Source organism: Paraburkholderia sp. BR13439 (assembly GCF_040948805.1).
Classification (GTDB): Bacteria; Pseudomonadota; Gammaproteobacteria; order Burkholderiales; family Burkholderiaceae; genus Paraburkholderia; species Paraburkholderia youngii.
In genome coordinates this window covers 66,109-86,246 of sequence record NZ_JBFPKN010000029.1, presented here as the reverse complement: position 1 = coordinate 86,246, position 20,138 = coordinate 66,109, and the positions used below count along the sequence as shown (strand labels likewise).

The window sequence follows — 20,138 nt, the reverse complement described above, 5'->3', positions numbered from 1 at the left end:
TCCGCGTTTCAATCTCAGCCCGGTAACCAGCCTGCATCGTCTGTCCTCCAGAATGACCGCATCTTACCAGCGTCGCTTTGCACCGGCCAGGGTCACTTCGAGAAGTTATTTCTCACCCGTTCCTAAGCGCTCTTCGTAGCGAATAAAAAGGCCGCTTGCAGCGAAGCCGATGTCTGAATGTCGGAGCAACGGTGCGAGCCAATGACGTTTTATCGCCGACTGCACGCATTCAACCATCCGTCACTGTAACCAGCCGCTCGCCCATTCTGTCTGCAGAGCGCAGATCGTTGCGAAGGCGAGTTGCGCGCATGCTCGACGCGTAGTCGTTGATCAAGGCGACGATACACATGCGCACGGTACCTTCCACTTCAAGCGCGTTCATGACGGTCATTGCGAACACATCCGGTCAGGAAACAAGGTCAGCGGCCCATTACTTCTGATTATTGGCACTGAGCGGATTTGCTGCATATCAATAGCTACTACATGCGGCGGCACCGCTCTTGACGTTCGCTTCTTGCCGAATGATCATAACCTCTGCTGCCTGCATCGAACTTCTTCAGTCGCAGCTTCAGGAATGTTGATACCCGTGCGTAGTCATTGTTGGGAGACGTGTAATGACCTACCCGTCCCAATCCATTGTTCAATGGACGAAAGACAACGCGAAACAGCTTCTTCCCGATGCGGTTTTCCTCAGCTTGCTACACTGGAAGCGTATCGGGCGCTTCCCTAAACTATTTCGCCCCACAACCTACAACGAGAAAATCCTGCTACGTTGCTTGCGGCCGGACTCGCGATACAGCGCATTGACCGACAAACTGACCGTGCGCGATTACGTCAGAGAAAAGATCGGTGAGAAATACCTAATCCCCATCATCTCCGCACCCTCGGACTTTACGCAGAATATTTTCGACATGTTGCCGAATTCCTTTGTCATGAAGGCAAATCATGGAAACAATTTTGTAGAAATCGTCCGGGACAAGTCGCAGCAGAGTTTCGAACATCTCCAGCATCTCGCCAGCCAATGGCTATCCACCAATTTCTACAGAAATGCGCGGGAACGGCACTACCGAGGAATTCAGCCACGCATTTACTTCGAGAGTCTGCTGCTCGACGAGCACGGCATGATTCCAGCCGACTACAAGGTTCACTGCTTTGCGAACGGATCGGGGCGACCTGTGATGTTTATCTTCGTGATCTCAGACCGTTTCGGAAGTAATACGCGCGGCGACACATACGACGCACAATGGAACCGTATCGACCTCGAGTTCGCTCCCTACGTTCGCAGCACGAGACCGGCACCGCGGCCGAACAATCTGGAGTTGTTGCTTGATACGGCGGCGCATTTGTCCGAGGGTTTCGATTATGTACGCGTCGACCTGTACTCACCATCTGACCGGGTGTTCTTCGGCGAACTCACTTTTACGCCCGGGGCCGGCGTAAGTCCCATGCTACCTGATCGTGTCGATTATGAATGGGGACGTCTTCTGACATGATGTATGTGCGCTAGCCGGAACCGCGCCCTGATCTCCGGCTGGTACAACGGTCACCCGGCTGCCGAAGATGCGCGGCAGCTGATGGTCGTGACGGCGTTCCTCTTCATTCGCCTGGCGGGCGGCTGTGACTGCCAGGCCCATTAGCGGCATTCAGCTCTGTTAGTCGATGGACGCGCCCCCTTCACGGGCCAATTTTCGCCGCGGGCGTCCTTCCTCCCTCAAGCCTTTGTAACTCGATCGGCGCCATGGGTTGCCGGGTGGTCTGTCAGTTTCGCCCACTTGTTCCATAAGCTCATATTACAATGCCGGGCTAAAAACGCCGCCCGGTACGGCGGCACCCAGACCATCACGCTCAATGTCGACCCAGCTTTCGAATCCTCCGTCGCTCGCCTCGGCCTCCGACCAACCTGCCGCCGCAGGCATCGCATCACTCGGCTGGCTGCTACCCTTCCACGCAGTCGTCTGGACTCTCGCCGCCTGGCTCGCGCGCGGCAATCTGGACATCCAGGGCGACATGGTCGAGACCTACGTCTGGGGCATCGAGTGGCAGGCCGGTTACGCAAAACACCCGCCGCTTTCGTCGTGGGTCGCAGCGGCCTGGTTCAGCGTGTTCCCGCATACAGATCTCGCGTATTTCGCGCTGTCGGCGGTGAACGTGCTGGTCGGCCTGGCCGGGATCGTCGCGCTCGCCGGCCGCTTCGTGCCGCGCCAGATCGCGATCTTCGCCGGACTTGCGATGGCGGTATCGCCGCTTTACTCGAATCTCGCCATCAAATTCAATCCGAACTCGATCCTGTTGTCGGTCTGGCCGTGGACCGCCTACTTTTTCGTCCGCTACGTGCAACCGGGCAGCCGCCTCGCGCGCAGCGGCGCGGCGCTCGGTCTCGGGGCGTGCGCGGCGCTTGCGGTGCTGGGCAAGTACTTCACGATCGTGCTGCTGCTCGGGCTGTTGCTGGCATTGCTCGCGCGCCCCGCATGGCGTGCGCGCCTCGTGAGCGTCGATTCGCTGCTCGCGGTGGCGGCCGGCGTCGCCGTGCTGGCCCCGCACGTCCACTGGATGATGGTCAATCATTTCCCGACGCTCGAGTATGCCGCGCAACGCACCGGCGGCACCCTGCTCGCCGCGGTCGGACGCTTTGGCATCTACACGCTCGCGCAGATCGGCTATCTCGCGCTCAGTTTCGTTTTCGTGCTATTGATGGTGCGCACCCGCGGGACTGCGCGGCTGATGGCGCTGAGCGTCGTTCGGCCCGCGTCGCACCCGGATCTCTGGTGGCTCGCGCTGGGGCCGCTGTTCGCCGTGGGCGTGCTGTCCGTGACCGGCAAGACGCAGATGGCCTCGGTCTGGGGCATGGCGCAGTGGTTCGCGATCGTGCCGCTCTGGCTTGCCGTGCTTGCGCAGGCCCGCGTCGAGTTCGCGCCGCGGCGCGCGATACGCGCGATGGCGGTGTACTGGGCGCTGGTGCTCGCGGTGTCGGCAGTGGTCGGCTACACGGGGGCGCGGCGCAATACCGACGACGCGGCCGAGCCGCGCGCGGAACTCGCGGCGGCCGCGCAGGCGGTGTGGCACGAACGCACCAGCCGGCCGCTGTCGATCGTGGCGGGCTCGACGCATGAGGCCGCTTCGATGGTGTTCTATGACGGCGGCCGCGCCCGCTTCTGGGATCTCCACTGGCCGGCGGCAACGCCCAGGATCACACCCGCCGATTTCGCGCGCCAGGGTACGCTGATCGTGTGCCGTGGCGACGACTCGGACTGCATCGCGACTGCATCGTCGCTAAGCCATGCAGCGCCGGTTGCGCTCGAGGTGGGCAAGACCGCATGGGGACAGGAGTTGCCCGCGCGTCCCTACCAGCTGTTCGTGATCGTGCCGCAGTCGTGAACCACGCGCCGATCACGCCGGACCGGGGCCAACCGCTCGTCGTCGATCCCGATGGCAATACGCTCGCAACCCAACCGGGCATATGGAAAGAGGTACCATGAGCACACCATCGGACGCCAGGTTCATCTGTGCCTGAGCGTGTAACGTCTCTCTCGCCAGGGGGTCCTGCCATGATCGTGTATCACACCGTACCCGATTCACCGGTCATCGAAATAACCGTCGAAGGCAAAATCACCGACCACGAACTGCGCGAAGCCATCGAGCGCATGCGTGGTGATCTTGAACTGAACGGTAAGACCCGCGTGCTTGAACGCATCGAGCATTTCAGCGGCATCGAACCGAAGGCGCTGTGGACCGATCTGACGCTCGGCGTCTCCGTCGCCCGCAAAGTCACGCGCGCCGCCGTGGTGGCCGACGCGGGCTGGATTCACGCGTCGATGCATTTGGCGCGGTTCTTTACAAAGGCCGAAATGAAGGCGTTTCGCGTCAACGAGTTGGAACAGGCGCGAGCCTGGATCAACGCCTGAACGTCGTCTCAGCCGAACGCATTGAGCAGAGACCAGCACTGCCGCATCAGGGACACGCAGCGCCACCGGAACAAGAAGGACAACAGGAGAAGAGGAGCACATGACGAAGCGAGTGATTGTGACCGGCGGCAGCGGCCTGGCCGGGAAATGGGTCGTCCAGGACCTGATCGAGCACGGCTACGAGGTGATGAACGTCGATCGCGTGCCGATGGCAGCGCGCACCGCGCGCACGTTGATTACGGACATCACCGATGCGGGCCAGGTATTCAATGCGCTGGCATCGAGCACGGCGCCGGGGGAGTTCGCCAACGACCTCGAACCCAAGCCGATCGACGCGATCGTTCATTTCGCGGCGATCCCTCGCATCATGATCACGCCCGACAACGAGGTTTACCGAATCAACGTGATGGGCACGTACAACATCCTCGACGCGGCGTCGAAGCTTGGCATCCGCAAGGTGATCGTGGCATCGAGCGAGACCACCTACGGCATCGTGTTCGCGCACCGCGACCGCAGTCCGGAATACTTCCCGCTCGACGAGCAATATCCGGTGGACCCGATGGACAGCTACGCGACGTCCAAGGTGATCAACGAAGTGACGGCGAAGGCGTTTCACGCGCGCACCGGCTCCGACATTTACTGCTTGCGTATCGGCAATGTGCTCGAACCCAGCGACTACGCGAAGTTTCCGGAGTGGCTCAAAGACCCGGCACTGCGCAAGAGGATTGCGTGGAGCTATATCGACGGCCGCGATCTCGCGAGCGCGTGCCGGCTCGCCATCGAAAAGGATGGCCTCGGCTTTCAGGTCATGAACGTCGCGGCCGACGACGTATCGTCCGACGTACCCACAGCGGAACTGCTTCGGCGCTACTACCCGGGCGTGCCGCTCAGAAAGCAACTCGGCGAGTTCGAGACTCTGCTCAGCAATGAGAAACTCAAGCGCCTTCTTGGGTGGAAACAGCAACACTACTGGCGCGACGAAGCGAAGAAGATCGCCTAGCAGGCATGGCGGGCCGGTACCCTGCCGGCCCGATCATGCCGTGCGAGTCTCGATGGCCCACCTTGCAACGACGCGGCCCGGTGCAATGGCGTCGTTTCTCGATCCCGCGCGGATCAGTGCTTGTGCACCTTCTCCAGACTGTCCGCCCGATGCACCGCATGCTGACCGCTTTTCTCGCTTTCGACCTCGTAATGGGGGTCGTCCTTCGACGCGCTGACACCGTCCAGTTCCGTATCCCTGATGATCTTGCGGACGATCGTGCCTGTCGTCACGCCTTGCGCAGTGTTCCACGTAACGACCGTGCAATACACTTGATCAACGGTTGAAATCGCGGCCCGAGGTCACGGCATCGACATAACCTGCGCGAATGACGAAGTCACCGAAGTGCTCGTGCTCGACGCGTTCGCTGGCGAAATGGCCGAGCGTCGTGTCGAGCGACTCGAGGATCGTCTGTTCGCCGACGTTCTCGCGATACAGCCGATTGAGTCTTTCCCCGTGAAAGCCGCCACCGAGATAAAGGTTGTACTTGCCCGGCGCGCGTCCCGACAGTCCGATCTCTGCGATATAGGGCCGCGAGCAACCGTTCGGGCACCCGCTCATGCGCATCGTGATCGGGACATCCGTCAGCCCGTGCTTTTCGAGCAAGGCTTCGATCTTCGTCACGAGAGACGGCAGGTAGCGCTCGCTTTCGGCCATCGCCAGACCACAGGTCGGCATCGCCACGCAGGCCATCGAGTTCAGGCGCAACGCGCTGTCACGAACGTGAGCGAGCAGGCCGTGTTCTTCGGCGAGCCGCTCGATTTGCTCGCGGTTCGCGTCGGCCACCTGAGCAATCACGATGTTCTGATTTGGCGTCAGGCGAAACGTGCCGACGTGCACGCGCGCGATTGCACGCAGACCGTCGAGCAGCGCATGGTCCGGCCCGTTGCTCAGGCGGCCGTTCTCGATGAATAGCGTCAGGTGATGCGCGCCGTCGTCGCCCGTCTGCCAGCCCAGTGCGTCGCCGTTGGTTGTAAAGCCAAACCGTTGCGCATCTCCGAGTGCGAAGCCTAGCCGCCGCTCGATCTCGGCTTTGACCCAGTCGAGACCGAGATCGTCGATCGTGTACTTGAAGCGCGCGTGCGCGCGTTCCTTGCGGTCGCCGTAATCGCGCTGAACGCTCATCACGGCTTCGCAGGTGGCAAGCACCTGATCCGGCGTGACGAAGCCGACTACGTCGGCGAGCCGCGGATAGGTCGCCGCCGATTGATCGCTGCGGCCCATTCCGCCGCCGATCGCGACGTTGAATCCCTTCAGTTCGCCGTGCTCGGCAATGGCGATAAATCCGAGGTCCTGTGTGTAGACATCGATGTCGTTGACGGGTGGAACCGCGAAGCCAATCTTGAACTTGCGCGGCATGTAGGTCTTGCCGTAGAACGGCTCCTCGGGTTCCGGGCCCTCGATGCGTGTCTCGCCATACCAGGTCTCGCGATAAGCGTGCATGCGTGGAATCGCCTGGTCGCTGGCGCGGCGTGCGAGGTCATAGACAGCGGCATGGAGTGACGACAGATGCGGATTGATCGAGCACATCACGCCGCGGGCGTCGTCGCCGCAGGCAGAGATCGTATCGAGCTGCGCTTCGCGCAGGCCCTGGATGAGGGGTCGCAGGTCGTCCTTGAGCACCCAATGGAATTGGACCGTTTGCCGCGTCGTCAGCCGCAGTGTTTCGCCGCCGTTCGCACGCGCGAGCTCGTCGAGTTTGAGCCATTGCGCAGGCGTGCAGACGCCACCTGGCATCCGCACGCGAATCATGAACTGAAACGCCGGTTCTAGCTTTTGCCGCCGGCGCTCGTCGCGCAAATCGCGGTCGTCCTGCTGATAGATGCCGTGGAATTTCAGCAGCTTCGTGTCGGTATCGGCTACGGCGCCCGTCAGCGGATCGGCCAGGCTTGCGCCTATCGTGCCGCGCAACTGGTCGCTCGCGGCCTTCAGACGTTCGTCCGCGCTCAAGCGTTCGACGGGCTGTGACAGGTCGCGGCTGCGATCCGGTTCGGTATGTGGGTTGCTCATCATGTCGCTCAGTAGACATCGCGCTGGTAGCGCCCGTCACGTTGAAGCTGTTGAAGGTACGCTTGCGCGCATTCGGTATCGAGCGCGCCCTCGCTGCCGATGATCTCGAGAAGCGTGTGATGGACATCGGGCGCGAGGCGGCTTGCATCGCCGCAGACGTACAGGTGCGCGCCTTCTTCCAGCCACGCGAAAAGGTCATGGCCCTGCGCCTGCATCCGGTGCTGCACGTAGGTCTTGCCTTCGCCGTTGATGCGCCGGTCTCGCGAGAAGGCAACGTCCATCCGAGTCAACGCGTTCTCTTTCAGCAGCCGTTGCCACTCCGTCTGATAGAGAAAGTCGGTGCGGAAGTTGCGTTCACCGAAGAAAAGCCACGACCGTCCGTTGGCCCCGCGTGCTTCGCGTTCCTGCATGAAGGCGCGAAACGGCGCAATGCCGGTGCCGGCGCCGATCATGATGATCGGCACGTCGCCTCCGGGCAGCCGGAAGTTCGAATTCCGGTGTATGTACACAGGCAATTGAGCATCGAGCTCGATGCGCTCGGACAATTGGCCCGACGCTACGCCTGCGCGCGGTTCGCCGTGCAGTTCGTAGCGCAGCGCCGAAACGGTCAGGTGCACTTCATCGGGTGCCGCGGCGAGGCTCGATGCAATCGAATAGAGGCGCGGCTGCAAAGGTCTTAGCGCAGCGAGGAAGTGTTGCGGGTCGATGCCCTTGACGGGAAACCGCCGGAGCACGTCGATGATGTGGTGACCGCGCATGTAGGCGGTTCGCTCGCCCGCATGCGCGTTGTCGACGAGACGTTCGAGCTCTGCCGCACCGGAAAGCCGTGCCCAATGCTCGAGAAAGCGTGGCGTGAGCGCAGTGACTTCGAAGCCCGCGCCGAGCGCATCGCCGAGTGTGGTGTCGTTGCCCTTCACGTCGACGGCTTGCGAGTCATCGAGATCGAGTTCCTGCAGTACCGCGCGAACTACTGATGGGTCATTCATAGGCACCACGCCCAACGCGTCGCCCGGTTCGAAGCTAAGGCCCGAGCCTTCGAGCGACAGCTCGATATGCCGGGTTTCCTTCGATGATCCACGCCCCGTCAGCGCAATGTTTTCAATGACGCGGGCGTGAAATGGATGTTGCCTGTCGATGGCGGCCCGCCGTTGCGGCAACGCGCCTGCGGGCGCGCGCGGCTCGGCGCTGGGCGGATGACCGCCTGCGGATAAATTGCTGCCCAGAAGCGCAAGGGTCTGCTCGATCCAGGCGTTCGCCGGTTCTTCGTAATCGACGTCACAATCGACCCTCTGCGCGAGGCGCTCGGCGCCGAGCTCCTCGAAACGGCGGTCGAGCCGCTTGCCCGCCTCGCAATAGTGTTCATAGGTCGAGTCTCCCAACGCCAGCACGGCAAAACGCATGCCGCCGAGCTTCGGCGCCTTGCGTCCTTCGATGAACTCGAAGAAGTCGGTGGCTGACTGCGGCGGATCGCCCTCGCCATAGGTGCTCACGACTACGAGGACATCCTGCTCGTCCTTCAACTGGCGAACCTTGTAGCTCGCCATGTCATGCAGCGATGCGACGAGACCGCGTTGCGCCGCCTGCTCGGCGAGCGTGCGGGCGAGCGCCGCGCTGTTGCCGGTTTCGCTGCCGTAGAGCACGGCGAGCCGGCGTGCCGAAGTGCCGCCGAGGTCGGCTTCCGCAGCCGGGGCGCGCGCTTCGGCTCGCAGTGCGCTGGCTTGATCGAACCCCGCCAGATATCCGCTGACCCAGACGAGTTGCCGGGAGTCGAGCGAGGTCGTGAGGGCCTTGATGTGTTCCCACTGGGCCTCGGTCAGCCCCGGGTCCCGAAATTCCGCAACAGCCATGTCTCTATCGACTCCAGACGTACGCTGCCCCGGGGTGTCCGCGTGAGCGTGTCGCGCGGGCCTCGACAGGTCAGCGTGGTGATGAACCAACAACCATTTTCCGGCACCGGTTATCCACAGGCAAATGGATTATCAATGCAATTGAAAGCAAAAATTTTGATCTAAAACGATGGATATCACGCTAGCTCGCACCTTTCTCGAAGTCTCGGCAAGTGGCAGCTTCATATCGGCCGCGGAGCGTTTGCACCTGACGCGGACGGCAGTGCGCGCGCGCATCCGCACCCTGGAGGAACAGCTGGGACGCCGGCTGTTCGTGCGCAACAAGGCTGGCGCCCGTCTGACGACGGCTGGGGAACGCTTCGTCCGGCATGCAACGACCCTCGTGCAGGTGTGGGAACAAGCTCGTCAGCATGTGGCGCTCCCGCCTGGACGCGAAGAGGGTGTCAGTCTGGGCGGCGAACTCAGCCTGTGGCATCCGCTCCTCGCCGACTGGCTCATCTGGATGCATCGCGAATGCCCGCAGATCGCCCTGCGCGCGGAGGTCGACAGTCCGATGCGTTTGCTCGACCGTGTGCATGAAGGATCGCTCGACATCGCTGTTCTTTACAACCTCCGCAACGTCCTGACCTGGTTTCGGAACTGCTCGTCGAAGAAAAGCTGGTGATGGTGACGAGCGCGCCAGATGGCGCGATGGAGCCCGCCCAGTATGTCTATGTCGACTGGGGGCCGAGCTTTCAGGCAAACCATCAGGCGGCCTTCCCTGAACTCGGTAGTCCACCTGTGTCCATTTCGCTCGGACCGTTGGCGCTGACTTATCTGCTGTCAGTTGGCGGATCGGGCTACTTTCGCATCGGCACCGCCGAGCCGTTTTTGCGGGACGGCCGTCTGCGCCTCGTCACGGGCGCGCCGGAATTCTCATGGTCGGCCTACGTGGTGTACGCGAGACGACAGGAAGGCAACGTGATCGACCGTGTCCGGCAGGGGCTGCGGGCCGTCGCCACTGCGTATGACGAACCGCGCGCGGACCAGGAAGTGGGCTCACGGCCGACCGTTCGCGGTAGCACGCGGCGGACGGATCGGGGCGAATCCGTGTCACAGCGGTGACGGCGCCTGTAGGTTCGACCGAAATGTTCAACCTGAACGTAGGATTAAACCAGCCACAAAAGACAACTTCTCCAATCGCTATGACGTCGCTATTGCTGTCGCGAGTGGACTCCAGTCAATCGCAATATCGAGCGAAGGTCTGCGAGTCTATTTGCGGCCAATCATTCGCAAAAACCGAAAGGCAATAGAGATCCCATCGACATTCACCTGAGCGAGCGAATGTGAAAGTCGCCGCACCCCTCGTTCCGCGTCAACCGCACTCTTCCACATAAGCCGGAACGGAAAATGTTCGTTCGGCGCAGATCAAGCGACCTACACTGCAATTCAACGAAAACAAAAAAGATCGCCAGACCTGGCTGGACCTGAACGATCGTATTCCGATTTCGCTTTGATCAGGCGGAGTCAGCACCTGCTCCCCTTTCTGTGTGGAGGCGCTCATGAAAAAGGAGAGGAAGACAGCACGGCAAATTCTGTCCGCGAACCCGCGGGAGCTGGTTTCGGTCGGACCCGACGACACGGTGCTCAGCGCGCTGCAGCTAATGGCCGACGAGGATGTGACGACGGTGCTGGTGCTGCAAGGCAGCAATCTGGTTGGCGTGCTGTCCCAGCGCGACTACGCGCGCAAAGTCGACGTGCTCGGCCGCAACGCCGCCGACACCAAGGTTGGCGACATCATGACCACTCAGGTGTTTTATGTGACGCCCGAGCATACCTGCGATCAATGCCTCGCGTCGATGCACACGAAGCGGATCCGGCACCTGCCTGTTATCGAATCGGGGCGCGTCATCGGCGTGCTTTCCAACAGTGACGTGCTGGAGGAACTCCTGCAGGAGGACGAGCATTTCATCCGGGTTCTCGAGGACGACATGCTCCATCTGACCATCGATACCGGCGGCGCCTACTAGACAGTCGCGCTCGAATCAGACGAGGTGAAACGTGAGCACGCAATCAACCGGGGGTACGCCTGCACCGGCCATTCTTTCCCGCTCGTCCGGCAAAGTGGCGTCCGCGCGCGATGCCGTGCGCCTGATCCGCGCCGGCGATACGGTCGCGACAGGCGGTTTCGTCGGCATCGGCTTCGCCGAAGACATCGCTATCGCCATCGAGGAACTCTGTACGACCCGTGACGAGGATGCGTTAGTCACCCTCCCAAAGCCCCGCGACCTGACGCTGGTCTATGCGGCCGGTCAGGGAGACGGCAAGGATCGGGGACTGAACCACCTGGCGGCGCCGGGACTCGTCAAACGCGTCATCGGCGGACACTGGGGTCTGGTGCCGAAGCTACAGCGGCTTGCGGTGGATAACCAGATCGAAGCCTATAACCTGCCGCAGGGCGTGATCAGTCACCTGTTTCGCGACATTGCAGCCGGAAAACCCGGCCATCTTTCACGAGTCGGCCTCGGTACCTTCGTCGATCCGCGCTTCGGTGGCGGCAAACTGAACGAACGCACCACCGAGAACCTGGTCGAGTTGATGCAGATCGGCAACGAGGAATATCTGTTCTACAAGTCCTTCCCGATCAACGTCGCGATCGTGCGCGGCACCACCGCCGATCCCGACGGCAATGTGACGATGGAGCGCGAAGCGCTGACCCTGGAGGCTCTAGCGATCGCCATGGCCGCGCACAACTGCCACGGTCTGGTGATCGTCCAGGTGGAGCGAATCGCCGAAAGCGGCTCGCTCAATCCGCGACAGGTCAAGATCCCCGGCGTGCTGGTCGATTGCGTCGTGCTGGCGCCGCCCGAGAACCATCAGCAGACCTTTGCCACACCGTACAGCGCGGCGTTCGCCGGCGAAATCCGGGTGCCCGCGAGCAGTGTGGCGCCGATGCCGATGAGTGAGCGCAAGGTGGTCGCGCGGCGCGCGGCAATGGAACTCCAGCCAAACAGCGTGGTGAATCTCGGAATCGGCATGCCCGAGGGCATCGCCAGCGTCGCCAACGAGGAAAGAATCCTCGACCTGCTGACGCTGACCACCGAGCCCGGCGTGATCGGCGGCATTCCGGCGGGAGGCTTGAACTTCGGCGCGGCGACGAATCCGCAGGCGATCATCGATCAGCCCGCCCAGTTCGATTTCTATGACGGCGGCGGGCTCGACGTCGCGTTTCTCGGCCTCGCGCAGGCCGATCGGATGGGTAACCTCAACGTGTCGAGATTCGGGCCGCGCCTGGCTGGTGCCGGAGGCTTCATCAACATCAGCCAGAATGCCAGGAAGGTCGTGTTTGTCGGCACGTTCATGGCGGGCCAAAGCCAGATTTCCGTCGTCGACGGCAAGCTGCGCATCCACCGTGACGGCACGGCCAGGAAGTTCATCGAGGAAGTCGAGCATCGCACGTTTTCTGGCCCGTATGCGGCGGCAGCGGGACAACCGGTCCTCTACATCACCGAGCGTTGCGTGTTCGAACTGGGCGCCGAGGGCATGGAACTCATCGAGATCGCACCTGGCGTCGATCTGGAGCGCGATATTCTGGCCAGGATGGACTTCGCACCAATCCTGCGTTCGCCGAAGCAGATGGACGAGCGGATTTTCCTGCCGGAACCGATGGGCCTGCGCTCGAATGTTTTGCGGCTGCCGCTGGAAGCGCGCTTCATCTACGACGACGACAAGAACATCATGTTTCTCAACTTCTCGCGTCTCGAGGTGAAGCGTCCCGACGACATCGCCGCGATCCGGGCTCAGGTATGCCGCGTCTGCGAACCACTGGACCACAAGGTTTATGCGGTGGTGAACTACGAGGGTTTCGTGTTGGACCCCGCGCTGGAAGACGCGTATGTCGAAATGGTCGAGGATATGGTGCAGCGCTACTACCTCGGCGTGACGCGCTTTACTACCAGCGCTTTCATGCGCGCCAAGCTGGGTGGCGCACTGACGCGGCGCGGGCTGTCACCTTATGTCTATGAGACGGAGGCGGAAGCGCAGGCCTTCCTGCGCGAGCAGTCGTCGGAGCGCTAGCGAAGCTGAAATCGACATCACATCGGCTTGTTGTCGCCACCCTGCAAGTGGAGCGGGTCCGGGCTCTTCTGGGTTGAGCGCAGCACGCCGGTGTCGTCGAAATAGAAATTAAACAGCAGGTACCACACGTTGTCTTCCAGATAGCGATAGCTCCAGACTTCGCGTTTCATCACCGGAAAGTAAGTCGTTTCCTCCGGGCGGCCGAAGTTGATCAGAACGTCATTCTTCGTCCACTTGTCAGGCTCCGCGCGGTAAAACTCGTTCGGCTGCAGCACTTGCCGGACGCGGATCACCTTGCCGGTCGGGTCGATGTCCGCGGCGACGGTGACTTCCCCCATGGGCTGCGTCGGCCACATCAGCCGCCGGGAACCGTCGGGCAGCTCGTAGACCTCGCGCGGCTGCCCCAATCGGGCGACGACGGCCGATTCCGGTTCGCCTGCATGGAACGCCTCCCACGGCTGCGCGCAGGCCCCGAGCGCGAATAACGCCGCGTAGAACAGCGCGGCGCGTGTGTGACAGGCACGACCGAATGCCGATCGGGATGAGTTCGATTGCCGGGAAGTCATTTGGGACTCTACCCGCCAGGCTCCGGAGTCAGTGCCTGTGATGTAGCCAACCCATGTGATGGGCGTCGAGCCACTGGGTCATGGTCTCTTGCCGATGCGCGTGCCTGTATCGCCGCGCGAACACGAACGCGATGACCAGCAGGGCCGCCACCGCCACTACCAGGCCGATCATTGACTGAGTCATGGCAGCCTCCTTTCTAGGTTGCGACCATGGTTATATGGTAGCCGATGCGCTCGATGTCAGGGCCCCGCCAGCCAGCGCAACTCCGGCCCCGGATAGCCCGCGACCCACGTGCCGTTCGCGCTGAAATCCCACGTCGGACCGAAGCTCGCCGGCTCGAGCAGCTGTTGATCGGTGAGTCCGCTCGAGTTGGCGATCGCCGTGCCCGAGCCGACACCCGCCGCCGCTCCGGACGATTCGCGGTTCCAGAACACGTTCGCGGCGATGCGGCCGCTGTTCGTGCCCGCGATACCGCCTGTCGTCGCGTTCGCGCCGGCCGTGAGCCTGGACGCGGCATACGACTCGCGGATGAAGCCCGCATTGCTGCCGACAAGCCCTCCGACAGTCGCGCCGCCGCTCAGGAATTCGTCTGCATACGATTGGGCGATCGCGCCACGGTTGGTGCCGACGAGTCCGCCGACTATGCTTTGCGCACCGGCTGTTGCCCGGCCGATCGCGAAAGACTGACCGATGCGGCCATCGTTCAGGCCGACGAGTCCACCGATCTGATCCGCGCCATTGATGGTCACGCCAGCCCACGAGCGCTCGATACGTCCAAAGTTCTCGCCCACCAGGCCGCCGGTCACCGTACTCGTGTTGCCTGTTACATTGATGGTCCCCGTTGCGCCGACGTTCACCATGGACCCGTAGTTGACGCCGGCCAGCAAGCCGACCGTTCGTCCCGATGAGGTCGCGGCGCCGTCCGCCAGCGTGAAGTTGCGCACGACGCCGCCCTTGCCGATCACGCCGAAGAGTCCGGTATCGGCCGCGGTCGAGAGATGCAGGTCCGCGGGCAGATGCCCCATGCCGTCGAACTGACCGGTGAACGGATTCGCCGCGGTGCCGATGCCGCCGAAGTCCGGCCCACCCGCGAATTCCAGCCCCCTGCTGCCCAGCGCATAGTTGCCGGACAGGTTGTTGTTCACGCCGCTCAGGTCCGCCATCGAGTTGACGAGCTGATAGGCCGTGAACTGCGTGACGAGCCCACTGAACCGCGCAGGGTGCCAGGATGCGTTGGTGCGCACGGTGCCGGGCGTGTAGCTGCCGTTCATGTCGTACAGGCCACTGACGACGCCCATGCTGCGTGACCAGTCGATCGTGCCCAGATTGGTCAGGCTGCCGCCGTTGTCGAATCCATAGGTATCGGCGGACAGCGTGAGCGACCCTGCGCCCCTATTGGCGATGGTCGCCCGCGGTGCGATCGTCAGCGAGTGAGCCGCATCGAGCGTCAGCGAGGAGGCCCCGTGCCAGCGCACGCTCGCTTCGATCGCGATGTCCCCTTCACCGGTTGCACCGAGCTTGCCGTCCCCGCCATTCGCGATCACGGAGATGGTCGTGCCGTTGTTCAGGCTTGCGCCGAGCGTGTTGGCGGTCGGGACGTCCGCGATGAAGTCCCCAGTTGTGATGTTCCATGCTTTCGCTCGCACGTTGGCGCCGCCGAGCTTGACGTCTTTGCCTGACATATCGACCGTGCCACCGCTGCCGTCCGCATTGCGCGCGCTGATTTGCGCGCCGCGCGCATCGACGTTGCCGGAGTTGACGAGGACCCCGTTGACGGTCGTGTTCGCGACGAGCCATACGTGGCCGTCGCGCGTCGCGGTGCCGGTGGCGCGCAGCGCACCCGAATGACCCGCGAGCGCGAAGATGTTGCCGTCGGCCGCCTGCACGTTGACGATCGCCGCCCGCACCGTGCCCGAGTTCGTCACCGTGCCGCCGCTGCCCACGTCCACGAAGACTTGTTGATAGTTGCCGTCGTATAGACGCACCTGACGGCCCGTGGCGAGTTCGGCATTGCCGTTCGGCGCAACGATCGTCCCTGCGTTCGTGACCTTGCTGGCCGATATCAGGAACACGTCTCCACCCGACGAACTGATCTTGCCGAGATTGACGACATCCGCCGTAGAACCGCCTGTATAGGCTGACCCACCGATCACGGGCGGGTTGAGAAAGACATCGTTGGAGACGTCGAGGGTCGAGGCGACGAAGCGCCCGCCCGTCGACACCACGCCGCCAGGCCCGATGAGCACGCCATGCGGGTTGATCAGGTAGATGCTGCCGGTGCCTTTCAGCGTGCCGTAGATCGCCGACACATCGTTACCCGTCACGCGATTGAGCGTCGCGCCGGTGCCGTTGTCGATCGACACCGTGCGGCACGATCCGATCGAAAAACTGTTCCATTCGATGATGCCGCGCGAGCCCGCTTGCGTGATGCTGATGCCAGCGTCGTTCTGAGCTATGCTTCCGGAGCCGGCGACGAAATGGCCGCCCTGTGGCAGCGTCCCCGCCGCGCACGCGACGTGCGTCGTGAAAAGTCCGGTGAGCGAAACAACGATGGCGAGCGAAATTCGCCCGCTTGAATGACGACGTTGCGATGCACGTCGCCACAGCAGAGGTGGCCTTCGAGTTCTCATACATCCCCCTTCCACGCTCGCGCGAAACGGCTGCGCCCCGTATGAAGACTAGCAGTTCGCCTCCTCGCCAGTTGCGGGCAATCTCAACGATTTGCGCCTTCGTGTAAGGCTTTTATTACCACCACCTTCCACGTTGATGACGATTTCAATGCAAGTTTGAAATACCGTTATTACGACAGGTTATTAAACGACGGACCTCCAACCACCGTCGATCTCCGCCAAAACCCCGTCCGGCGGGCATTGCAGGCTCGCAACACCGCACGCGCCCCGACTTGCCGTCGAGTAGCGCGAACCTTGGCAGGCAGCGGCCGCGACCTGACATTTCGGTATACTCCCGGGCTTTCCCGAAACGATTATGCGCGGCCCCTCCCGCGCAGCGACCGCCGTTTGACCGGCGCGCCGCCTTCGCGCGACAAGCGCGTCCGCTCCACTCATCATGTCCGATCTCTCCACGCCATTCGGCGCGCCTCGCCGTGTCGTCAATATCAATCCGAAGCCGCTCGGCGTCGCGCTCGCGCTGGTCGTGCTCGGCGCGATCTATCTCGCGCAGACGGTCAGCGTGAAGCAGGCCGCGCTGTACGTCCTCGGCGCGCTGCTCGGCATCACGCTCTATCACGCCGCGTTCGGCTTCACGTCCGCATGGCGCGTGTTCATCGCCGACGGCCGCGGCGCCGGTCTGCGCGCGCAGATGCTGATGCTCGCGGTCGGCGTGCTGCTGTTCTTCCCGGCGCTGTCCGCCGGCACGCTGTTCGGGCATCCGGTGGTCGGCGAAGTGTCGCCCGTCGGCACCTCGGTCGTGGTCGGCGCGTTCATGTTCGGCATCGGCATGCAGCTCGGCGGCGGCTGCGCGTCCGGCACGCTGTACACGGTCGGCGGCGGCAGCACGCGGATGGTGGTCACGCTGATCGCGTTCATCATCGGTTCGGTGATCGGCACGGCGCACATGCCGTTCTGGTCCGCGATGCCGCATCTGCCGCCGATCTCGCTCGTGCAAACGCTCGGCGTGGTTCCGGGGATCGCGCTGAACCTCGTGGTGTTCGCGGCGATCGCCGCGCTCACCGTGCTGATCGAGAAGCGTCGTCACGGCCGTCTGGTCAGCGAGGTGGAGCGCGCACCGGACGCATCGCCGTGGCTGCATGGCCCGTGGCCGCTCCTCGCCGGCGGCGTCGTGCTCGCCATCCTCAACTTCGTGACGCTCGCGCTGTCGGGTCGTCCGTGGGGCATCACGTCGGCGTTCGCGCTGTGGGGCGCCAAGGCGTTTTCCGCAATGGGCGTCGACGTCGCAAGCTGGCCGGTGTGGAGCACCGGCCCGAACGCGGCCGCCCTCGCCGCACCGATCAGCCACGACATGAAGTCGGTGATGGACATCGGCATCGTGATCGGCGCAATGCTCGCCGCTTCGTTGGCCGGCCGCTATGCGCCGGTTTGGCGTCTGCCGCTGCGCTCGCTGATCGCGGCGATCGTCGGCGGTCTGATTCTCGGCTACGGCGCGCGTCTCGCGTACGGCTGCAATATCGGCGCGTACTTCAGCGGCATCGTGTCGGGCAGCCTGCACGGCTGGCTGTGGCTCGTCGCGGCATTTTTCGGCAACGTGGTCGGCACCAAGCTGCGTCCGCTGTTCGGCCTCCCGGTCGAGCGCGTCAAGCCGACGGGCTGCTGATCAGGCGGCTTCGGCCGCCTATCGGGCGGGGGCTGCGCTGTTGCTCCGCCCGCGCAGTTCCGGTCGAAAGCCGTCGCAACGAAGTCGAGTCTTCTACCTGGCGCCAGTCTGAAGCCGTCGCGCGAGCTCGTCGGCTATCTGCTGCGCGCTGTTTCTGACCGCCGCCTTTTCATCGCGACCGGACAGAACGACCTTCGCGGCGATCACGTACGGATTGAGCTTGATCACCGCGCCCGGCATATCCCTGCTCTTGCCCTCTTCAACACTTTCATAAAGCGGCGGCAACTCCGGCGCAGCCAGGTTATCGCAGGAAACCGCGACCTGAAACTGGCTTTGGCCCGCGCCCATGCCCACCATCGCGCGACGCAGCCGGTTACCCTCGTCGACGCTGAGAAAAACACCGCGCACCTGCCAGCCGTCGTGAGGCAGCGGCTCACCCGGCGCGACCCGGCGCGCGTCTACTCCGTCCTTCTTCAGATCGGCTGTCAAGGATTGCGCCATCAGCGCGACGATCTCTCGCGCCCGCGCCTGCGGATCCTGCTGCTGGCGCAACGGACCCGCCGGCACCAGATTGCCCACGATGCCCCGCGCGCGGTGGCCCGGCCCGCTGTCAGGGGCGATATTCGCGGCGTCGAGATCGAAATCGGCGACATAGACAACCGGCGGCACGGCAGCAGCCGCGAGCGCTGCCGACGCATCCGCCGCCAGACATCCGTCCGCGCTGGCACACACATACGTCGCCAGACCGACCATTCGCATCCATCGAAACATCATTGCGCACCTCCGCGCTGATCGCCTGGTACTGGTTGCATGGCAACGACGAAATACGCCACTCGCATCTTGGCTCTTCACCCATCTTAGGACTTTCGATCGTCTGCACCGCGATCCGTAAATCCTATGCTGGGCGCGCGTTATACGCGGTGCTGTCGGGCAAGATGGAAGTCATCAAGACGTTCGACGGCATCGAGCGGACCTTGGGCTGGCGTCTGCCCGGCACGATCTTCGGCGAAGTGCCGCTTGCGCTGAGTTCGCCGTTTCCGGGCGCCTATCGAGCAGCCGAGCCTTCGCGCGTGATGCGCGTCGACGCGCCGCAATACTATGCGCTCGCGGCGGCGTCGCCCGAGGTGGCGTTCAAGATGGGGGCGCTCGCGCGCGAACGCATCGGCGGGCTGCAAAGCCTTTCCGCCGAGCCGCCGAAAGCGCGTGTGACGATCGTCGGCAACCGTTGGGACGATGCGTGCGCGCTGCTGCGCCAGTTTCTCGCGCGCAATCAGATCAGCGCCGAGTGGCTGGCGCCGGATGCGCCCGAACTGGCCGCGCGCTGGCCTGGCACCTGTCCAACGGAACGCGAGTGCCCCGCGTTGCGCCTCGTCGACGGCACGGTGCTGAGCCGGCCCGCGACCCGCGAACTGGCGGGACTGCTCGGCTTTCAGACGCAGCCGCGTCTGGACGGATACGACACGGCGATCATCGGCGGCGGCCCCGCGGGGCTGGCTGCTGCGGTGTACGGCGCGTCGGAAGGCCTGCGCACGCTGGTGCTGGAGCGCGAGGCGCCGGGCGGACAGGCGGGCACGTCGTCGCGCATCGAGAACTATCTCGGCTTTCCCAATGGCGTTTCCGGCGACGAACTGGCGAGCCGCGCGCTGCAACAGGCACGGCGGCTCGGCGCGGAAATCCTCGTGACGCGCTCGGTCGAGCGCATCGATGTAAAGACGCGGCGGATTCATCTCGACGGCGGCGACGCCGTGCACGCTGGATCCATCATTCTCGCGACGGGCGTCACGTGGCGGCGGCTTGCCATCGACGGCTTCGACCGCTTTATCGGCAAGGGGATCTACTACGGCGCGGCGCGCAGCGAGGCGAGCGCGACCCACGGCCTCGATGTCCATCTGATCGGCGGCGGCAATTCGGCCGGCCAGGCGGCGTTGTTCTTCGCCAATCATGCGCGCAGCGTGACGCTCGTCGTGCGCGGGGATTCGCTCGAAAAGGGCATGTCGCGCTATCTGGTCGAACAGCTTGCGGGCAAATCGAATGTCGCGGTGCGCTTGCGCTCGGAAGTCGTCGGCGCGCATGGCGATACGCATCTGACGGCCATCGACATTCGCGATTCGACGACGGACGCAGTAAGCCGGCACGACTGCGGCGGCCTGTTCGTCTCCATCGGAGCCGATGCGCAGACGGAGTGGCTGCCGTCCGAAATCGCGCGCGACGTACGCGGCTATGTTCTGACCGGCGACGACGTCGTCAAGGCCGCACGCTGGCCTCATCATCACCGCGATCCTTATCTGCTCGAATCGAGTGTGCCTGGCGTGTTCGCGTGTGGGGACGTGAGGCTGAGCCCTGTGAAGCGCGTCGCTTCGGCCGTCGGCGAAGGCAGCATGGCGATTGCTTTCGCGCACAGGTATTTGCACTCGGACGGTGCGTGAG

General features: G+C 63.4%; 18 protein-coding genes. 10 read left to right on the top strand and 8 right to left on the bottom strand.

Annotated elements, in window-relative coordinates; translation table 11 throughout:
- Positions 1 to 229: 229 nt before the first annotated feature.
- Positions 230 to 391 (bottom strand): hypothetical protein, encoded by a 162-nt coding sequence (locus AB3X96_RS36780; protein ID WP_368593577.1) that lies wholly within the window; start codon positions 389 to 391, stop codon positions 230 to 232.
- Between the two features lie 223 nt (positions 392 to 614).
- On the opposite strand from AB3X96_RS36780, the gene AB3X96_RS36775 reads away from it, so the two are divergent.
- The 4 genes from AB3X96_RS36775 to AB3X96_RS36760 all read left to right on the top strand — a co-directional run bounded on the left by AB3X96_RS36775 (position 615) and on the right by AB3X96_RS36760 (position 4,902).
- Positions 615 to 1,493 (top strand): ATP-grasp fold amidoligase family protein, encoded by an 879-nt coding sequence (locus AB3X96_RS36775; RefSeq protein ID WP_368593576.1) that lies wholly within the window; start codon positions 615 to 617, stop codon positions 1,491 to 1,493.
- Positions 1,494 to 1,848: 355 nt separating this feature from the next.
- Positions 1,849 to 3,375: a glycosyltransferase family 39 protein gene (locus AB3X96_RS36770; RefSeq protein ID WP_368593575.1), complete on the top strand. Its 1,527-nt coding sequence runs from the start codon at positions 1,849 to 1,851 to the stop codon at positions 3,373 to 3,375.
- A 170-nt stretch (positions 3,376 to 3,545) separates the two neighbouring features.
- Positions 3,546 to 3,902 (top strand): STAS/SEC14 domain-containing protein, encoded by a 357-nt coding sequence (locus AB3X96_RS36765; RefSeq protein ID WP_176111246.1) that lies wholly within the window; start codon positions 3,546 to 3,548, stop codon positions 3,900 to 3,902.
- A gap of 100 nt (positions 3,903 to 4,002) precedes the next feature.
- On the top strand, positions 4,003 to 4,902 hold the full coding sequence (locus AB3X96_RS36760) for an NAD-dependent epimerase/dehydratase family protein (RefSeq protein WP_368593574.1): 900 nt from the start codon (positions 4,003 to 4,005) through the stop codon (positions 4,900 to 4,902).
- Between the two features lie 113 nt (positions 4,903 to 5,015).
- Here AB3X96_RS36760 and AB3X96_RS36755 read toward each other — a convergent pair whose 3' ends face one another.
- The 3 genes from AB3X96_RS36755 to AB3X96_RS36745 are packed head-to-tail and all read right to left on the bottom strand — an operon-like array spanning position 5,016 to position 8,798.
- Positions 5,016 to 5,213 carry a DUF2945 domain-containing protein gene (locus tag AB3X96_RS36755; protein WP_368593573.1) on the bottom strand — a complete coding sequence of 66 codons (198 nt, stop codon included), beginning with the start codon at positions 5,211 to 5,213 and terminating at the stop codon, positions 5,016 to 5,018.
- Positions 5,214 to 5,217: 4 nt separating this feature from the next.
- The gene (locus AB3X96_RS36750) at positions 5,218 to 6,951 is read right to left on the bottom strand and encodes an NADPH-dependent assimilatory sulfite reductase hemoprotein subunit (RefSeq protein ID WP_368593572.1); all 1,734 of its coding nucleotides are present in this window, start codon (positions 6,949 to 6,951) and stop codon (positions 5,218 to 5,220) included.
- Between the two features lie 8 nt (positions 6,952 to 6,959).
- Positions 6,960 to 8,798 (bottom strand): assimilatory sulfite reductase (NADPH) flavoprotein subunit, encoded by a 1,839-nt coding sequence (locus AB3X96_RS36745; protein WP_368593571.1) that lies wholly within the window; start codon positions 8,796 to 8,798, stop codon positions 6,960 to 6,962.
- Between the two features lie 169 nt (positions 8,799 to 8,967).
- Here AB3X96_RS36745 and AB3X96_RS36740 point away from each other — a divergent pair, with 169 nt between their 5' ends.
- The 4 genes from AB3X96_RS36740 to AB3X96_RS36725 all read left to right on the top strand — a co-directional run bounded on the left by AB3X96_RS36740 (position 8,968) and on the right by AB3X96_RS36725 (position 12,854).
- The gene (locus AB3X96_RS36740; protein WP_368593570.1) at positions 8,968 to 9,462 is read left to right on the top strand and encodes a LysR family transcriptional regulator; all 495 of its coding nucleotides are present in this window, start codon (positions 8,968 to 8,970) and stop codon (positions 9,460 to 9,462) included.
- A complete protein-coding gene (locus AB3X96_RS36735) occupies positions 9,459 to 9,902 on the top strand; it encodes a hypothetical protein (protein WP_368593569.1) in 444 nt (147 codons plus the stop codon). The genes AB3X96_RS36740 and AB3X96_RS36735 overlap by 4 nt, the downstream gene beginning before the upstream one ends.
- A gap of 437 nt (positions 9,903 to 10,339) precedes the next feature.
- Positions 10,340 to 10,807 (top strand): CBS domain-containing protein, encoded by a 468-nt coding sequence (locus tag AB3X96_RS36730; protein ID WP_368593568.1) that lies wholly within the window; start codon positions 10,340 to 10,342, stop codon positions 10,805 to 10,807.
- Positions 10,808 to 10,838: 31 nt separating this feature from the next.
- Entirely contained in the window at positions 10,839 to 12,854 is a 2,016-nt protein-coding gene (locus AB3X96_RS36725; RefSeq protein ID WP_368593567.1) for an acyl CoA:acetate/3-ketoacid CoA transferase, read from the top strand.
- Positions 12,855 to 12,871: 17 nt separating this feature from the next.
- On the opposite strand, the gene AB3X96_RS36720 is transcribed toward AB3X96_RS36725, so the two are convergent.
- From AB3X96_RS36720 to AB3X96_RS36710, 3 genes are read right to left on the bottom strand one after another with little or no spacing between them, the layout of a single operon-like run.
- On the bottom strand, positions 12,872 to 13,420 hold the full coding sequence (locus AB3X96_RS36720; RefSeq protein ID WP_368593566.1) for a hypothetical protein: 549 nt from the start codon (positions 13,418 to 13,420) through the stop codon (positions 12,872 to 12,874).
- Positions 13,421 to 13,448: 28 nt separating this feature from the next.
- Complete coding sequence (locus tag AB3X96_RS36715) at positions 13,449 to 13,604, bottom strand: hypothetical protein (protein ID WP_368593565.1); 156 nt, start codon at positions 13,602 to 13,604, stop codon at positions 13,449 to 13,451.
- Positions 13,605 to 13,660: 56 nt separating this feature from the next.
- Positions 13,661 to 16,051, bottom strand: coding sequence for a filamentous hemagglutinin N-terminal domain-containing protein (locus AB3X96_RS36710; RefSeq protein WP_368593564.1), 2,391 nt, complete (start codon positions 16,049 to 16,051; stop codon positions 13,661 to 13,663).
- Between the two features lie 436 nt (positions 16,052 to 16,487).
- Here AB3X96_RS36710 and AB3X96_RS36705 point away from each other — a divergent pair, with 436 nt between their 5' ends.
- A complete protein-coding gene (locus AB3X96_RS36705; RefSeq protein WP_368593563.1) occupies positions 16,488 to 17,711 on the top strand; it encodes a YeeE/YedE family protein in 1,224 nt (407 codons plus the stop codon).
- A 93-nt stretch (positions 17,712 to 17,804) separates the two neighbouring features.
- On the opposite strand, the gene AB3X96_RS36700 is transcribed toward AB3X96_RS36705, so the two are convergent.
- Complete coding sequence (locus tag AB3X96_RS36700) at positions 17,805 to 18,485, bottom strand: DUF4410 domain-containing protein (RefSeq protein ID WP_368593562.1); 681 nt, start codon at positions 18,483 to 18,485, stop codon at positions 17,805 to 17,807.
- Here AB3X96_RS36700 and AB3X96_RS36695 point away from each other — a divergent pair.
- Complete coding sequence (locus AB3X96_RS36695) at positions 18,485 to 20,137, top strand: FAD-dependent oxidoreductase (RefSeq protein ID WP_368593561.1); 1,653 nt, start codon at positions 18,485 to 18,487, stop codon at positions 20,135 to 20,137. The two genes, AB3X96_RS36700 and AB3X96_RS36695, sit on opposite strands and share 1 nt — an antisense overlap.
- The last annotated feature ends 1 nt before the right edge of the window (position 20,138 follow it).

Coding starts and splice junctions, on each gene's coding strand:
- AB3X96_RS36770 (WP_368593575.1), top strand. CDS start 1,849: ATGTCGACCCAGCTTTCGAATCCTCCGTCGCTCGCCTCGGCCTCCGAC.
- AB3X96_RS36765 (WP_176111246.1), top strand. CDS start 3,546: ATGATCGTGTATCACACCGTACCCGATTCACCGGTCATCGAAATAACC.
- AB3X96_RS36710 (WP_368593564.1), bottom strand. CDS start 16,051: ATGAGAACTCGAAGGCCACCTCTGCTGTGGCGACGTGCATCGCAACGT.
- AB3X96_RS36780 (WP_368593577.1), bottom strand. CDS start 391: ATGACCGTCATGAACGCGCTTGAAGTGGAAGGTACCGTGCGCATGTGT.
- AB3X96_RS36700 (WP_368593562.1), bottom strand. CDS start 18,485: ATGATGTTTCGATGGATGCGAATGGTCGGTCTGGCGACGTATGTGTGT.
- AB3X96_RS36745 (WP_368593571.1), bottom strand. CDS start 8,798: ATGGCTGTTGCGGAATTTCGGGACCCGGGGCTGACCGAGGCCCAGTGG.
- AB3X96_RS36720 (WP_368593566.1), bottom strand. CDS start 13,420: ATGACTTCCCGGCAATCGAACTCATCCCGATCGGCATTCGGTCGTGCC.
- AB3X96_RS36715 (WP_368593565.1), bottom strand. CDS start 13,604: ATGACTCAGTCAATGATCGGCCTGGTAGTGGCGGTGGCGGCCCTGCTG.
- AB3X96_RS36760 (WP_368593574.1), top strand. CDS start 4,003: ATGACGAAGCGAGTGATTGTGACCGGCGGCAGCGGCCTGGCCGGGAAA.
- AB3X96_RS36750 (WP_368593572.1), bottom strand. CDS start 6,951: ATGAGCAACCCACATACCGAACCGGATCGCAGCCGCGACCTGTCACAG.
- AB3X96_RS36705 (WP_368593563.1), top strand. CDS start 16,488: ATGTCCGATCTCTCCACGCCATTCGGCGCGCCTCGCCGTGTCGTCAAT.
- AB3X96_RS36730 (WP_368593568.1), top strand. CDS start 10,340: ATGAAAAAGGAGAGGAAGACAGCACGGCAAATTCTGTCCGCGAACCCG.
- AB3X96_RS36740 (WP_368593570.1), top strand. CDS start 8,968: ATGGATATCACGCTAGCTCGCACCTTTCTCGAAGTCTCGGCAAGTGGC.
- AB3X96_RS36775 (WP_368593576.1), top strand. CDS start 615: ATGACCTACCCGTCCCAATCCATTGTTCAATGGACGAAAGACAACGCG.